Source organism: Kitasatospora sp. NPDC024654 (genome assembly GCF_055559155.1).
In genome coordinates this window covers 31,413-46,928 of record NZ_JBVHLF010000026.1, presented here as the reverse complement: position 1 = coordinate 46,928, position 15,516 = coordinate 31,413, and the positions used below count along the sequence as shown (strand labels likewise).

General features: G+C 69.7%; 14 protein-coding genes. 5 read left to right on the top strand and 9 right to left on the bottom strand.

Translation table 11 applies throughout. From position 1 onward, the window contains the following. The first annotated feature begins 42 nt into the window (after positions 1-42). Both ACZ38L_RS17705 and ACZ38L_RS17700 read left to right on the top strand, forming a co-directional pair. Positions 43-1,473, top strand: coding sequence for a Gfo/Idh/MocA family oxidoreductase (locus ACZ38L_RS17705; protein WP_465694067.1), 1,431 nt, complete (start codon positions 43-45; stop codon positions 1,471-1,473). Between the two features lie 113 nt (positions 1,474-1,586). Beyond that, on the top strand, positions 1,587-3,098 hold the full coding sequence (locus ACZ38L_RS17700; RefSeq protein WP_465694066.1) for a glycosyltransferase: 1,512 nt from the start codon (positions 1,587-1,589) through the stop codon (positions 3,096-3,098). A 208-nt stretch (positions 3,099-3,306) separates the two neighbouring features. Here the strand turns inward: ACZ38L_RS17700 and ACZ38L_RS17695 are convergent, their stop codons facing one another. The 6 genes from ACZ38L_RS17695 to ACZ38L_RS17670 form a co-directional block, all read right to left on the bottom strand. Beyond that, positions 3,307-4,629, bottom strand: a complete 1,323-nt coding sequence (locus ACZ38L_RS17695; RefSeq protein ID WP_465694065.1) for a UDP-glucose dehydrogenase family protein — start codon at positions 4,627-4,629, stop codon at positions 3,307-3,309. Between the two features lie 145 nt (positions 4,630-4,774). After that, on the bottom strand, positions 4,775-5,221 hold the full coding sequence (locus tag ACZ38L_RS17690) for a hypothetical protein (RefSeq protein ID WP_465694064.1): 447 nt from the start codon (positions 5,219-5,221) through the stop codon (positions 4,775-4,777). Between the two features lie 46 nt (positions 5,222-5,267). Beyond that, on the bottom strand, positions 5,268-6,659 hold the full coding sequence (locus ACZ38L_RS17685; RefSeq protein WP_465694063.1) for a hypothetical protein: 1,392 nt from the start codon (positions 6,657-6,659) through the stop codon (positions 5,268-5,270). A 168-nt stretch (positions 6,660-6,827) separates the two neighbouring features. Beyond that, positions 6,828-8,072 carry a site-specific integrase gene (locus ACZ38L_RS17680; RefSeq protein ID WP_465694062.1) on the bottom strand — a complete coding sequence of 415 codons (1,245 nt, stop codon included), beginning with the start codon at positions 8,070-8,072 and terminating at the stop codon, positions 6,828-6,830. Next, complete coding sequence (locus ACZ38L_RS17675; RefSeq protein ID WP_465694061.1) at positions 8,072-8,371, bottom strand: helix-turn-helix domain-containing protein; 300 nt, start codon at positions 8,369-8,371, stop codon at positions 8,072-8,074. Before ACZ38L_RS17675 ends, ACZ38L_RS17680 begins: the two co-directional genes overlap by 1 nt. Before the next feature lie 129 nt (positions 8,372-8,500). Continuing rightward, a complete protein-coding gene (locus ACZ38L_RS17670; RefSeq protein ID WP_465694060.1) occupies positions 8,501-9,136 on the bottom strand; it encodes a helix-turn-helix domain-containing protein in 636 nt (211 codons plus the stop codon). A gap of 97 nt (positions 9,137-9,233) precedes the next feature. On the opposite strand from ACZ38L_RS17670, the gene ACZ38L_RS17665 reads away from it, so the two are divergent. The 3 genes from ACZ38L_RS17665 (at position 9,234) to ACZ38L_RS17655 (ending at position 12,149) form a co-directional block, all read left to right on the top strand. Beyond that, the gene (locus tag ACZ38L_RS17665; RefSeq protein WP_465694059.1) at positions 9,234-9,509 is read left to right on the top strand and encodes a hypothetical protein; all 276 of its coding nucleotides are present in this window, start codon (positions 9,234-9,236) and stop codon (positions 9,507-9,509) included. Positions 9,510-10,500: 991 nt separating this feature from the next. Then, positions 10,501-11,613, top strand: coding sequence for a hypothetical protein (locus ACZ38L_RS17660; protein WP_465694058.1), 1,113 nt, complete (start codon positions 10,501-10,503; stop codon positions 11,611-11,613). 32 nt (positions 11,614-11,645) lie between these two features. After that, positions 11,646-12,149 (top strand): hypothetical protein, encoded by a 504-nt coding sequence (locus ACZ38L_RS17655; RefSeq protein ID WP_465694057.1) that lies wholly within the window; start codon positions 11,646-11,648, stop codon positions 12,147-12,149. A 224-nt stretch (positions 12,150-12,373) separates the two neighbouring features. On the opposite strand, the gene ACZ38L_RS17650 is transcribed toward ACZ38L_RS17655, so the two are convergent. The 3 genes from ACZ38L_RS17650 to ACZ38L_RS17640 all read right to left on the bottom strand — a co-directional run bounded on the left by ACZ38L_RS17650 (position 12,374) and on the right by ACZ38L_RS17640 (position 15,474). After that, positions 12,374-13,528: an IS701 family transposase gene (locus ACZ38L_RS17650; RefSeq protein ID WP_465694103.1), complete on the bottom strand. Its 1,155-nt coding sequence runs from the start codon at positions 13,526-13,528 to the stop codon at positions 12,374-12,376. Positions 13,529-13,761: 233 nt separating this feature from the next. Continuing rightward, on the bottom strand, positions 13,762-14,679 hold the full coding sequence (locus ACZ38L_RS17645) for an endonuclease/exonuclease/phosphatase family protein (protein ID WP_465694056.1): 918 nt from the start codon (positions 14,677-14,679) through the stop codon (positions 13,762-13,764). A gap of 114 nt (positions 14,680-14,793) precedes the next feature. After that, a complete protein-coding gene (locus tag ACZ38L_RS17640; protein WP_465694055.1) occupies positions 14,794-15,474 on the bottom strand; it encodes a 2'-5' RNA ligase family protein in 681 nt (226 codons plus the stop codon). Positions 15,475-15,516: the final 42 nt, after the last annotated feature.

The window sequence follows — 15,516 nt, the reverse complement described above, 5'->3', positions numbered from 1 at the left end:
TGATGGGCCGCCACACCCGTGGCGGCCCGGGAAGGCACCACCATGCCCTCACCTGCACCGCGGCCGATCAGCGTCCTGCTGGTCGGCGGCTGCGGCCACTGGGCCGCGGCCGAGAACCACATCCCGGCCATCCTCGCCCTCGAGAAGAACGCCACCCCCGTTCGTGTGGCCGCCATCTGCGACCCCCGCGACCCTTACAGCCCGGCGCTCCTGGCGCACATGCCCGACCTCGACACCCTCGTGCAGCGGGACAAGCCCGCGTGGATCAAGCCCCGCCCGGGCGAGACGCCCGACCGGCTCGAGCAACAACTGCAGCAGGCCTACCAGGAACACCGCTTCGACGCGGTCATTGTCGCCTGCGACCCCGTCGCCCACTACCCCTACCTCAAGTGGGCCACCGACCAGGGCATCCACGTCCTATGCGACAAGCCGATCGTCTGCGTCGAGGACGCCGCCTGGAACCCCGAGCACGCCGCCGAGATCCACCACCGCTTCGACACACTGCTCCGTGCCCACCGCGACCGGCCCGGCCACCTCTTCGCGGTACCCCTGCGGCGACGCGCCAACGACGCCTTCCTGCACGTCGGCGAGCTGATCCGCGAAATCCACGACGACCACAAGCAGTCCCTGACCATGGGCCGCATCGACGTCGCCGGCGGCCACTTTCGCCTCCCCGAGGAGTACGCGCTCGGCAACGCCCACGGTTACACCCACGGCGTCGGGGCGCTCAGCTTCAGCAGCTACCACTACCTCGACGAGCTGACCCGCTACCTCCTGCTCGCCCCCGGCCAGATCAGCGCACTGCGCCTGACTCTGCAGTACGTCCGCCGTGTCGGCGACCAGCTGTCGACCGGACAGAACGATGCCCTCGCCGCTCTCCTGCGCCCCCGCTCCGAGGTCGGTATGCCGGCCGCGGACCTCGCCGAGCGAGTCCTCCTGGCCGAGATGGACTTCGGCTTCACCGTGGACCTCCTCGACTCCCAGCAGCGGTCCCACGGCGTCCTCACCTACACCTTCACCTCCAACTCCCTCTCCAACCGCACCGTCGGCACGCTGGCCCATGACTTCCAGGACGACGTCGCGTTTCGCGAGAAGGGCCGTATGTCGCAGTACGTCATCGACCTGCATCAGGGCAGCCTCCAGCACGTGCGGCTGACCAAGAACGACGCGGTCGGCGAGACGTACACCATCCGCGTCGAGCACCGGCGCAATCCGCTCATCGGCGGCAGCGGCCGGCTGGAGACCGTCTACGAGAACGCCCACACCAGCAGCGCCGTCACCCCCCGCGACATCACCGCCGCTTTCCTCGCCCTGGCCGCCGGCGGAACCGCCAGCACGGACGTCACCGACAAGATCGCCTTCCTCGACGGCCAGACCCTCACCCACCGGGTCTTTGCCGCCATGTACCAGTTGATCGCCACCAACCACCACGACGCGATCCCGTGCCCGTCCATCCTCGTCGACCTGCCCTGACCCACGGCGCACCACAGACAAGGGCGCAGCACATGTAGCCATACCCAGATCCCCTGGGTGCACCGATCTTACGAATGATCAGTTTCAACCCACTAAGAAAGGTAGGGCCGCACATGAACCGCCTCGTCCCTGTCGATCACGGCCTCATCTTCTACCCCCGCGGCGGATCCGCCCTCGTCGCGAAGGGCCTCACGGAACACCTGCGCGCCCAGGGCCGCCCCGCCCGGGTCTTCGCCGGATCCCTAGGCGAGCCCGGCGACTACTCCCACGCGCCCACCTTCTACGACCCGGCCCACCTGCTCGCCTCCGACTACAACCTCGCCGCGACCACCTACGGCACCGGGCTGGACCCCCTGGAGATGCCCGTTCCCCTGCACCCCTCCTACGAGGACCGCCCCGGCGTGCCGGACCGGGTCTTCGCCGCGGTCTCCCCCCGCACCAACGCGCATCTCGAGGACTACTGGACCCACCAGTTCGCCGACCACGGCGCCGGCGAGGGCGGTCTGCTCCACCTGCACCACCTCACCCCGCAACACACCGCTGCCCGCCGCCTCGAACGCACCGTCGTGACGACCCTCCACGGTACCGACCTGAAGTTCCTCCAGGGCGCGCTGGACCGTGTCCGCCGGGCCACCGACACCGGCCTGACCATCGCCGAACTCGCCCAGCGCGAAGAGACGGCCGGCGACAGCACCGAGAACCTGCCAGACGAGCGCTGGCGCAGCTGGGCCCATGCCGAGTATTGGATCCAGACCCTGCGGGAATACGCGCAGAGCAGCGAGCACATCGTCACCGTCTCGGAGCAGGACCGCGCCCTCGCTCACGAGCTGCTCCACATCCCCGAAGGCCGGCTCGAGGCCATCCCGAACGGGGTCGACGTCAACCTGTTCCGGCCCTGCCACGCCCTCGACGACACCGGCAAGCGCAGCCTCCTGCACCGCTGGCTGGTCGAGGACCCGCAGGGCTGGCTACCCGGCCGCAGTCCCGGCACGATCACCTATACCAACTCCGACGTGGACCGCATGCTGCGCGATGATGCCGGCAACCGGCGTCCCCTGCTGCTGTGGATGGGCCGCTTCCTGGGCTTCAAGCGCCTGGACCTGCTACTCCACGTCTTCGCCTCCATCGGGGAGAGCGCGCCGGTGCGCCCAGCCCTTCTGGTGCTGGGCGGTTTCCCGGGCGAGTGGGAAGGCGAGCACCCGCACACCCTGGCCGACCGCCTGGGCATCGGTAATGACGTGTACTTCGCGGGATGGCGACCGCACGGCGACCTGATCGATGGCCTCAACGCCAGCGACCTGTTCGTGACGCCCTCCGTGGGCGAGCCGTTCGGGCTGGTCTGCCTGGAGGCGATGGCCTCAGCCACTCCGGTCGTCGCGACCGCCAGCGGCGGCCCGCTCGCCACTATCCGGCCGGACGGTCCCCGGCCCACCGGGTGGCTCACCGTCCCGGGCGATGCCAAGGACCTGCACGCCACCCTGCTGGACGCTCTTACCCGTCCCGGGGAGATCGAACGGCGCGGACGTCACGCCCGTGACTTCGTCGTCCGGCACTACAGCTGGCGGACCATCACCGACCGGTACGCCCACATGTACGACAGGGTGCTGGCGAGCGTCCGCGCATAGCGACCACCAACCTCATGGCCGACTGGGTACGGCGGACCGGTTCGAACGGCCGGAGGTTCTGCGCGAGAGCGTGTGTGACTGGGATCGCTGCGCGGCCAGCTCCACCGTTCCGTTCGACGAGGAGGACGACCGCCTGGCAGCCCCTACGCGGGGGCGAACGCGATGGCCGGGGTAGCGACACCCGCTGCCCCGGCCATCGCCTTTCGGATCAGGCAGAACCGCGGACGGTCGTGCGGCCCACACTCATGTAGGTGAGGCCGAGTGAGGCCATGCGCTGCGGGTCGAGGAGGTTGCGTCCGTCGAAGATCAGGGGACGCGCCATGAGGGCCGCGGCCTGATCCCAGGCGACGCCCTGGAGCTCTGGCCATTCCGTCACGATGATCGCCGCGTCGGCGCCGGTCATCGCTTCCAACGGGGTGGCACAGCGTGTGGTCGACGCCCAGGGCGCGGAGTCGAGCTGGCGGACCAGCGGATCCCAGCAGCGGACCGTCGCGCCCTCGGAGAGGAGCCGGGAGGCGATGATCGTGCTCGGGGCCTCGCGAACGTCGTCCGTTCCGGGCTTGAAGGCGACGCCGAGCAGGGCGACGGTCCGGTTATGGAAGGCGCCGCCCAGCTCGTCCTTCAGCCGCTGGATCGCGCGCCGTGGCTGCAGGTCGTTCACCTCGATGACGGAGGTGAGCAGCTGGAAGGAGTAGCCGGCGTTGCCGGCCAGGGCCCGCAGCGCTCGGGAGTCCTTGGGGAAGCAGGAGCCGCCCCATCCGACGCCGGGCCGCATGAAGTGCGGCCCGAGCCGGTGGTCGAGCCCGACCGCGCGGACCACGTGTTCGACGTCGGCGCCGGTGGCCTCGCAGATCGTCGCGATCTCGTTGGTGAAGCTGATCTTCGTGGCCAGCAGCGCGTTGGCGGCCAGCTTCACCATCTCCGCCGAGCGGACGTCCATCTCGGTGATCGGGCCGTCCACGCCTTCGTGCAGCTGGGCGACCAACTTGGCCGTCTCGGGATCGTCGGCGCCGATCACCACCCGGTCAGGGTGCATAAAGTCCCGCACGGCCTGGCCCTCGGCGGTGAACTCCGGGTTCGACGCGTACCCCACATGCTGGAGACCGGCGCGGTCCATTGCGGCCCTGACCCTGGCGCCGGTGCCCACGGGCACCGTGCTCTTGACCACCACCGCCGCCAGATGACGAGCATCCCGCAGGGTCTCGATCACCTGCCAGATCCTGGACAGGTCGGCATCCCCGGAGGGCGTCGACGGGGTGTCCACGCACACGTACACGACGTCGGCGTCGCGAACGGCCTCTTCCGCGTCCAAGGTGAACGTCAGGCGGCCGGCGTTCTCCGCGATCAGCGACGCCAGCCCGTCCTCATGGATAGGAACCCCGCCGCTCTGGAGGAGCTCGACGCGCTCCTGCTGGATGTCGCGAACGACGACGTCATGCCCCAGTTTCGCGAAGCAGGCGCCCGTCACGAGGCCGATGTAGCCCGCACCGAAAACCGCGATTCGACGTTGTCCCAGCATCGGTTCGTTCACCTTTCCGGCCTCGAGGCGCCTTGCCTGTCACCTGCATCTGACCCTAGAGCATGCCGCAGGCTGCGTCCGTGGGATGACGAGCTGGCCACCCGCCACGTCGGGCGGAGGCCCTGCCGCCGACATCCGGCCAACCCGGAGCCGCCGCCTACTTGCCCTTGCGCTGGCGCTTGGGCTGGACCCCGCTTGCCGACCGTGCGCACCGGGGCTTCGGCGCCTGGGTAAGCGTGGCCGTGGCAGCCTGCAGCACAGTGAGGAGCTTGGCCTTGAGTTCCTCAGCCTGCTTTGGGGTGGTGGCGTCGGCGGGCGTTTCCAGCAGGTGCATCTTGAGGACGGCCAGCATGTCCCACTCCCAGGGGCCCCGCTGTCGCGGGCCGGGGATCAGTCGGACATAGTCCTCGTTGTACAGGTCGGCGAGCAACGCAAGCGCGTCAGCGTCGCTGACCTCGTTGATCTGCTCGCGCTCCGGCGCGCCGGTGGCTACGCTCTCCGCGCCGCGTACCTCCTTCAACAGGGCCAGCCGCAGGTTCTGCTGCATCGCCACGCGCCCGCCCGCGCCGTTGGCAATCCACGCCGCCGCCGCTGCGGCGAGCATGACGGATCGCGAACGGCCGCTGGGAGGCTCGTCTCGGCTGCGTGGGTTAGCGGCGGAATCCGCGTTTCGGGTCGCGTGCTTCGACGTTGTCGAACGGCTTGAACCATGCGGCCGGCCGCATGTCACCGATGCCCATGGCCTGGTTGGCGGTGTCGTCGGGGTCCTCGATGCCGTCCAGGTGCGGGCTGAAGAGCATGAGGATGTCGGTGTCCTGGAAGAGGATGTCGGTGCAGGCGTCCCAGTCGTAGTCGTCGGCGTGACGGGGCAGCCCCTGATGGCTGGCGGTCTCCTCCGTGAGTTCTCGGGTTGAGGGTGCGTCGGCGAGGGCGAGGTGGAGGGCCATTTCCTCGGCGGGGCAGGTCGGTTCGGGTGACTGCCCTGATTCGAGGTCGTTGGCGAGGTCGTCGCAGGCGCGAGCGAAGCAGCGGCGCCACTGGTGGTCCTGCTTCCAGGTCAGATGCGGAAGTCGGCCGAAGACTCCCCAGTTTCCGTCCTCATCGTTGTGCAGGGCGTCGTCGCCGAGTTCATCAGCGTCGTCGTACGCCTGGTCGGAGAGGACCGAAAGCGCTGAGTGAAGGATCGCTGCGGTGCGTGGCGTCAGCTGCCAGTGCTCCTCTTCCTCCTCAGCGCCGCTGGGACCGGTGAGCGGGAACAGGGCGGCGTAGTCGGGCAACTTCTCGGCAGCGGTGGCGGATTCGGGGCCCGGCCGGGTGGAGGACGCTCGGTAGCCGGCACCGAAGTCGGCGGTCACGGGAGTGGTGCTCCAGTCGGCGACCTCGTCGCCGGCAGCCGGGTCCAGCATGCTGCCGATGGCGCTGTCGGCCAGTTCGTCTGTTCCAGGGATGAAGGCTGTACTGGTGACGAGGTGCATCAGAGCACCGGTGAGATCGCGAGGATCGTCGTCGGACAACTCGTCCGCGGGCAGCGGCTCCCAGCCGTCGTCTTCGGCTTCGACCAGGACAGCGTCCGGATCGGTGATATGAAACTCCTTGAGGTGAATGACCCGAACGACGCTACCGGGGAGGTCGGCGAGCCGGCGGTCACGAGTGAGGTCGCCCTCCTGCGATTCCTCCTGCTCGTCGTCGGCGGGCTCCTGCGCGAGCGGCTGTGGTGAGGTGCCCGCATAGGCGTGGGGGCCGCTCGGCCACCAACCCTGCAGAGCTTGCTGGAAGGCGAGGCGCAGGGCCTGGGCCTCGGCGGCAGGCAGCGCGGTAGCGGCCTTGGCGAGCCGCGCATCAAGCTCCGGGCTGGCACCGCGAATGGCGGCGCGCAGGACCTCGGCCACAAGCTCGGCTTGCCCCGCCTGATCGCAGGACAGGACGTGCTGGGCGGCCGGAGGCGTGTCCGGCACAGCGGTGACGACGAGCACGCGGCTCAGACGCTTCTGGTGCTCGCAGACGAACTCTTGAATGGCGGCCTTGGCAGGGGAGGAGGACATGAACTCTCCGGTCGGGGGGCTGGACGCTCTACGTGGTGGCCCACGGGAGGACGGTACTTGGCAGTGAGTGCTGTGTGGTGCTGCCGAGTGGGTCGGCGGCACCACAGGTGCTTCGCGGTGATCCGGGTGCCCGCTCGGTACCCTTCCGCGCGGGCCGCTGGAAACGGGTCAGGAGGTCAGGGCGAGTTGGCGGATCTGCTCGACCTCGACCTTGGGGCCGGGCAGTCCGCAGGTGGCGTTGATGTAGGCGGTGAGCTGGTCGCCGGCGCGCTGGATGGAGCGCAGGTCGGGGTGGAGGTAGCGCTGGGTGGTGGTCAACTGGCCGTGTCCGGCGATGCGCATGAGCACGTGAGGCGGGACCCCGGCGTCGGCGAACCAGGTCAGCGCGGTGTGGCGCAGGTCGTGGCGGCGCAGGTACTCGTAGCCGAGGCTGACGACGACGTCATCCCAATGAGTGGCGTCGCGCAGGATGGCGGTGGTGACCCGACCGCCGCGCGGGCCGGTGAACAGCCGGGCATCCGGCCTGCCGCCCACGCGGGAGATCCGCCAGGCGATGTTCGGGCGTAGCTCGGGGATGATGGGGACGAGGCGGCTGCGCTTGCCCTTGGTGCCCTTGTCGATCAGGCCGCCGGGGGCGGTGGTGGTCTGTCGGCAGACCCTCCAGATCCAGTTGTTGGTGTCGATGTCGCCGGCGCGTACGCCGGAGACCTCGCCGATACGGGCTCCGGTGCCGCCGGCGAAGCGGACGATGTCGCCCCAGCCGTCGTAGTTGTTGAACGAGGCGGCGACCAGGGCGTCGGCGATCCGGTTGAGGGCGTCCCAGTCGCGCAAGGCGAGTCCGCGAGGGTTGTCCTCCTCGTCCTCGGCCTTCTTGATCAGTTGCTGCCAGCCGTACAGGCGGGCGGGGTTGTTCTCGATGATCCCGTCGCGGATCGCCTGCTCCATGATGCGAACCCACACGGCTAGGGTGCTCTTGAGGGTGGAGACGCCCGTGCCGTCGGCGATCCAGCTGTTCAAGGCGCGGTCGGCGATGCCGGCCGTGATACCGGCGACTTGCAGATGGCCGACGGCGGGCTTCACGCGAAGGCGCCAGCCGGCCAGGTATGGGACGTGGGTCTTGAGTTCGAGGCCGCGCAGGGCGAGGTCCATGACGGAGTCGCCGTACTCGCCGAGTTCTGCGGTGGCGAGTTCGACGGTGACGCCGCGGCTGGCGGCCTTGGCGACTCGGTCGAGCCAGCCCTGGGCTTCTTCCTCGGTAAGGAACATGGTGGAGCGCGAAGGGCGCTTGCCCCTGTCGGCCGGGTCCACCCAGCGCACGCGGGCGCGGTACGGGGTGGGCCGGTCGGGACGGTACTCGATGTCGGTGGAGATCTTGATGCCGATCGGTGCGTCGATCTGCTTGGGTGACGTCATCAGGCGGCCACCCCCGGCACGACACGGTGGCTGACCAGGTAGTCCAGCAGGTCCTGGTGACGGTAGGAGACGCGGGAGCCGATGCGGACGTAGGCCGGGCCCTGCGGCGGGCTTTGGGTACGCCAGCGGCGGAGGGTGCCCACGGTCACCTTGAGGATCTTGGCGGCTTCCTCACCGGTGTACAGCAGGGCAGGGGTGCCCGCGTCCGCGCAGATGCACACGGAGGCGGCCGGCGGGGTACGGGGAGTGCGGACCGTGTGGACGGTGGCTGATGCGGTCGATGTCGGGGCGTGGGGCATGATGGTGCGTGCCTTCTCCAGTTGATGGCTGTGGAGGGCGGGTCTCCGAGACGGACGGATGCTGGCAGGCGAAGACCGTCTCGGGGGCCGCTGATACGGGGCTGCGCCCGGTTGTGTAGTTGGTGAGGGTCAGGCTGGTTCGGGGTCGATGAACGCCAGGGCCGGGGGCAGCGGAGGCGGGGTCAAGCCCTGTTTGCGCAGTGCGCGGCGGGTGGTGAGCAGGTCCGTGCGGTCGTTGTGGGCGACCTCCTCCAACTGGGAGGCCGCGATGTTGGCTCGCTCGTAGTCCTCCGGGGCGGCCATCTGGGCGTCCCGGCGCCGCTCGCCGGCCAGCTGGCTGGACAGCGATGCGGTGCGCACGAGCCGGTCGTGGCGCCGGAAGGTGTCGAGAGCGGCCTGCGGCGATCCCGCAGCAGGGGCCTCACGGGCGGGATCGCGGCTCTCGCCCGTGAACCAGGCCACAGCCTCCCACGGCGAGGTCTCCATCTGCGGTGCTGGCCGCGTGGTCGGAGATGGCCCGAGCGGGAAGACCAGCGTGACCGGCGGCATCTCCAGTGCCCTCGCCAGGACGAGGAGTTCGGCCAGGGTGGGGCCGTTGCGGAGGCCAGACTCCACTTTGGAGATGACTTGTCGACTGATCGGATGTCCCAGCTCGGCGCAGCGCTTGGCGAGTGCCTCGGCGCTCAGTCCGAGAGCCGCGCGTTGGCGCTTGATCTCGGCGGCGATGCTCGCATCCAGGGCCTCAGCCCATTCTCTCTGTTCCACATGAGAACAGTATCGCATGTCTACCGATCTCCATCGGAGCACATGGCAGGATGTTCTCCGAAAGGGAACACCAATCACGAGTCCTTGGGAGTACGTCATGGCACAGAGCAGCACCAGCCGGATGCGACGCGGGATGACCGTTGCCCAGCTGATCGAACTCCCGACCGTGGTCGACCTCGATACTGCGAACCGAGCACTCGGTCTCGGCCGTAGCACCGGGTATGCACTGGCCCGCCGTGGCGCCTACCCCGTCCCTCTGCTGCGGGATGGTCGCGTCTACCGTGTCTCCAGCGCTGCGGTGGCGCTGAAGCTGGGCTTGGTCATTCCCGATCGCAGCATGCCGCACGCTGTGGCACGTCCGGCTGCAGCCTGACCTCGACCCTGGAGAAGTGCGCCCCGCGATCCTCGGCCTTCAGGTCGGAGGCAGTGAACTCACTACGCTTCACCAGCATCGGCGCCGGGCTACCGGCATGACCGCCGGCCCGGCGCCGATAGTTACCCACGTGGGTGGAGTCCAGGGTCGGGGCAGTCCTTCGAGCCGGTGCGGCACGCACGGCCCGTGTGTCTGGCTCCTGTGGGTGGAGCGTCATGCCCAGAACCAGGGGGTCAGCGCGGGCTGGCCGGGGTGTCGAGTGGCCACTCGTCCAGCCACCGGCGCCAGGTGGTGATGGCCAGGCATGGTGATGCCGCGGCTCGTGGCGAGTGAGGCGACCTCGGCGTCCCCGACACCGTGCGTGACGACGGTCCGATCCTGCAAGCGGCGTCGAACGGGAAGGAACTGCTGGCGGCGAAGGGCACCACCCGCAGGCGGAAGCTGTAGCCGGCGGCCCTCGGATCGTCGACCAGGTAAGTCGTCCAGACGCCCGCACCTGTCGCGCTAGCCTTCTTCTGCCCATGCTGAGGGCGGGCTGATATCGGTGGCGTACGCGCTTGCGGAGGTACCTGCCGTGGGACCTGCTGAGTGCGGTCTTGCAGCCAAGGGGAAGCGGGACTGCGGGGTGCACGAGTGGTACAACCCGGATAATGTCACTGCCCGGTGCTACCACTGCGAGGCCGGAGAACAGCCTTCCGCCAGTGGACCGCGACCTTCGCGCCGACGACCCTGCCCGGCCAGGTGGCGGTCGGCCGGGTTCGGGCTCCGGGTCGATGCTCATCATCGCCATACGAGATGGCCGCTCCCACCCACACATGCCGCGCTGGGCGGTACTCTGCGGGCAGTCCATCCACGGTAGGAGAGGGCAAGCGGTGGAGGGTTACTGGCACGGGCTGCATGAGCTGCCCGGCGGCGAGATCGATACCGACGCGCTGCAGGCACTCAGCCGCCCCTGCGGTCTGGCCGATGTCGCCAGCGTCCTGTCGGCGTGATGTCCGGCCCCCCGATCCCGCCGAGCGGCTACAGCGCAGAGGACGGGCTGTTCGGTCAGCTGGCCGCCGCCGATGACGGGCGGGAGCAGTGCCGCGAGTGGGCGCAGTACCTGACGGCTTGGGCGGAGCAGCGCATCGGCGCGGTGCCCGGCCGCGAGGAGGTGGTGCGGCTGCTCGCCGAGGGCCTGCTGCGGTTCGTGGCGCCCCGGCCCGGCAGCCAGCAGCAGGTCAGGGCGTCGCTGGATGAGGTGGCGGGCGCCGTCGGTGACCGTGGTGAGGCGGCACGGCAGGTCGGCCGTGTCCTGGCTTGCCACCGCCAAGCCGTGCCCGAGGGCGCCAGCCCCACCGTCAATGCGCGCCGGCACGCGCTTGCAGAGATGCTGCGCGGGCGGCCCGACCGGGGCGTGCCGGCGGCGCTGGCCGGAAGCCACCTGCTCCAGGGGCGGGCCAACGGCGAGGTGACGGCGGTGGTCTTCGACCACGGCCCTGCAGCGGTCCCGGACGTCCACCTCACCCTGCACCAGGACATCCACGAGTCCACTCGCGCAAGCGGCGGGCGGCACCTGTGGGACGACGCGGTGATCACCTCCGGTGTGACCGCCGTCGGCCCGGGCATCGCCGACCAGCTGTACGAAGGGACCGCCTACGGCACGCTGCTCGCAGCACTGCCCGGCCTGGACGTCATCCCGGTCGAGGTGCCCCTCAGCCGGCTACTCCACAAGCTGCTGGTCGAGGACGTCATCGGCGTTGTCTCCCCCACCCGCTGCGCGCTGCTCTTGGAGCACGGCACACGGAGGCCCGACCGCTCCTGGCAGCCCCTGCTCGCCGAACTCGAAACCGGCCCAGGGCAGTCGGTGTGGGCCGCCGTTGGGCTGCGGGCCTGGATCCAGTGGGCGTGGCTGCGCCACCAGAGCCTGGCCCAACCGGTCGACGACGAGCGGCGGGTGCCGGTCAGCCCGGATGCGGTCCTGCCACGCGCCGGCCAGCTACATGTGGTCGCGCCGGACGGCACCGGGTCCACGGCGCGGATCACGGCCTCGCGGCCGGTCGACTGGCAGCTGCCGGCCTGGCGGCGCCCGCCGTGGGAGCAGCCCGGTACCGCGGGTCAGTAGTCGACGTTGCCGCTGGCCCGGCGGTCAGCACGGTGCGGATCGCGACGGGATTCGCCAAGGCTCAGTCGTTGGCGTGGCGGTGCTGGCATTCTGGTGTGATGCTGACGATTGCCCACCAAGCCGAGGTGTCCGCAACTCACATGGTGTCAGGGCTGCCGGGGTGGCATGAGTGCGCGAGGCCGCACGGCCACGACTATGCGATCACGCTGGAGCTGGTGGTGCCGGAGACCGAGGTCTCCTACGAGGATGCCTCCCAGCGGCTGCGAGTCGCTGCCGGACTGCTGGAGAGGTCTGGCGGGCCGATCCGGATGAGGGAGCTGTGGACGCTCGTTGATCCGCCGGAGCCGAACACCACCACCGCGTGGCTGGCCGGCTGGGTGTACGAATGGACGACCCAGCGGCTCGGCCCGGGGATGGGTGACTACCTGCGGGTGAGGGTCGAGTGCCCGCGCCAGACTCCGGGGCCGGCTGTTCACCGGGGTCGTGCGGTGCCAGCGGACGGCACGATCTCCGACACTGTCGCCGCAGCGACCTGACCTCTGGAGTTACCAGAGGTCAGCGATGGCCGTCACCTCGGCGTTGTTCGTGTCCTAGTACTGCAACCGCATCTGGGGGTTGTGGCCTCGGCGTTTGTAGTGGGAACGGCGGGCTCGGGCCTGACTGCGTCGTCGGAAGCGTGACCAGCGCAGGTGGTGCTCGTTGGTGTGGTGGCGGGGTGTGACGACGAGGTGTCCCATCAAGCGGCGGATCTCCGGGACGCTCAGGGGTATGAGCTCGTTGTCGTCGTCGCTGATGCCCCTTTTGCGGCTTCTTGGGCCCGGACGGCGGTCAGGTAGGCCAGGGCGGCCATGGCCAGGGTGATGTGCCGGTACCAGGCCCGGTAGAGCCGGACCTGGTAGTGGTCCAGGCCGCACTCGTTCTTCGCGACCTGGAACGATTCCTCTATCGCCCAGCGCGCGGCCGCCACCTTGATCAGGTCTTTGAGGCGGGTTGCGACGGGGCCGTAGCAGACGTAGTAGGCGATCTCACCGGGGTCGCTGACGGAGCGGCGGGCCAGGACCCAGTGCCCGAAACCGTTCTCCCACACCGGTCGGATCGCGACACGGGCCCAGTCGTAGATCCGCTCGCCGTGCGCGCCCTTGCCGCCGGACAGGCGTTTCCACGCCTGCCGGGGCAGCGCGGCGATCAGGGTGTCCACCCGGGTATCGGCCCAGCCGGTGGTGGTCACCGTGTCGTTGACCTTGGTGGCCAGCACGTGGGCGACGCGGCGTTCCTCCAGCCAGAGCCGCAGGTGCTTGACCTGGCCGTACGCCTCGTCCGCGGTGACCCACGCGAACGGTATTCCGGCGTCGATCGCGCGTTGCAGCATCCACTTCAGGTGCTCGTTCTTGGTCGCGAACGGCACCTCGTCCGGGATGCCGGCGGCCCGGCAGCGCGCACGGTCGCCGGTCCAGGACTTGGGCAGGTACAGCTCGCGGTCGATCAGCGCGCGGCCCTTGGACGAGGCGTAGGCCAGGAACGTGCCGATCTGGCAATTTTCCGTCCTGCCCGCGGTGCCGGTGTATTGACGCTGAACGCCGGCCGAGCGGATACCCTTCTTCAAGAACCCGGTGTCGTCGCCGATCAGGATCCCGTCCTTGGCCCCGATCGTCTCCACCACGAAGTCGCGCACGTCGTCACGGACGGCGTCCTCGTCCCACTCGGACAGGTTGAGCAGACGCTGGACGCCGTCAGGCCGCAGCTGCCCGACCTGTTCGGACAGCGTCCAGCCGTTTTTCCTCTCCAACGGTGCGAGCAGCCCGGTCAGATAGTCCATTGCCCGCTCGCGAGGCTCCGACCTGCCGAAACGGTGGGCGAACCGGGCATGGAGCCCGGCTATGCCTTCGGACCACGACTCGACCTGCTCAACTGTCAGCTCATCAGCACACAGTCACACCAACGAGCCGAAGCTGTGATCGTTACGCACCTGCGGTTGCAGTACTAGCGGCCCAGTGTGCGGCCCGGCGAGGTGCAACCGCGCTGGCGGCACCGGGTGCTCGCTGGGCTTACTGGTCAACTCCGGTTGCGACTCGTTGAGTTGCTGGGCGGTCTCCGGCCAAGCGTGCTGCCGGGTTCGACCCACGCGAGGACGCTCCACGATGGCTGGCTTCAGTCAGATGTAGTTGCGACCTTGTTGTGATCCACCGCCGAGGGGTCGACGTCGACCACGACCGGAAGATGGTCGGAGGCGGCCCGTGCCTCGGGGGTGCGCACCGTCCGGTGGGAGCGCAGAGCGGGCAGCATGTGGCGGGTGACGCGCCAGGTGTCGATGCGGCGCTCACCCCAGTTGTCCGGCATGTGGCCGCACGAGGGCTCCCACGGTGCGTCGAGCGCGGCGGCTGTGTCGGTCAGCGTCCCGCGCCAGGCCAGGACCTCGGCCGGTGAGCGGTCGGCGCGCGGGCCGGCAGCGGGGTCTATGGGCCACTGGACCTGGTACGGCAGATCGTCGTGATCCTGGCCGGTGTACGGGTCGGTGTCGTAGAAGCTGCCGTCGGGCGCCCGGTCGGCACTGATCTGGTTCCAGTCGGCGCCGATCAGCGCCGGCTCTCCGCTGCGGACCACCGACCGCACCCGAAGGTTCTCCTCGAAGCGGCGCCGCGGGCGGAACGGATCCCCGTGGAACGAGCAGACCTTGACCGGGACATCGGCGCCGATGTCCAGGACGAGGGTGGCCATCGAGTGCCAGAAGTCCGGGCCGCCGTGGTAGGGCCGCCAGCCGCCCGCGACCGGCTCGACCCCCGGGCGCCACAGCAGCGCGGTGTGGAAGCCGTGCTGGCTGGAGGCGAGCGCCGGGATCCGGGGACTGTCGTCGGTGGGGCGCACGGCGGCGGTGTCCAGGCCGGTGTCGTCGGCGAGCCGCCACAGCACCGCCGCGGCGGCCTGCGGGCTTTCTCCCAGGATCTCCTGGACGGCCAGCACATCGGTGTCCAGGTCCCGGATCGTTTGGACGAGGAGGTCGTATCGCTCCCGCTGCGGTGTGGTGCGCGGCAAGGCGAGGTTGAACAGGTTGTAGGTCGTGAACCGCATGGGTCTCGCTCCCGGGTGATGTAGTCGGCGCGTTGTCCCGGCGACCTGGCGCAGGACGGGTGACCGGGGTTCGCCCGGCGCGATGGAGCCGGGCGAACCGGCGGGACCTGAGCGTCAGCCTGTGCCCTGCGAGAGCGGGACGCTGGTGGAACCGGCGGGCAGCGCGATGGTCGCCACCGGCTGCCATGACAGCTCCCAGGCCCTCTCCCCGTCCGCCCGGGGGCGCTGCTGGAACTGAACGTCGAGCAGGTGGAGGCTGGCGAAGCGGACGGCGGCGTGGCTGGGCGAGATCCGCCGCAGGGCTGTCTGCAGTGCGTCGGAGGACCCCTCGGCCCAGGCGTAGCCGAGCGAGATGTGGGGTCGGCCGCCGTCGTGGAGGAGCGCGCCGGGGCCGCGGACCGAGCGGATGGCGTCGCGGACACGCTCTCGCAGATCGACCAGGCCCTCGTCGGGATACACGTCCAGGAACGCGCCGACCCGGTTGGCGACCGGTGAGCCGACCGTGACCTCCACCGGGCTGGCAGAAGCCAGGTGCTCGCGAAGCGCGGCGAGGAGATCGCGGCGCTCCTCGGCTGTGATCTTGTCGGCCGTGGTGTCGGCGACCATCTCGATCGTGCAGTGCAGCGTGTCGTCGCCCATCGTGGTGATCGGGTACGGGCTCATCGCGTCGCGGCATTCACCGACCAAGCGGGCCAGCGGGAGGTTGGCCTCAACGTCGGGGCAGGCGTACACGTGCAGGACACGGGCGCCGTCGGGCCACGGCGCGCCCTGAAACTGGGGAACGAACTTCTCCATGGTCGACTTTCTCCTCGGGGGGTGCGGGGCTCACGTCGCCCG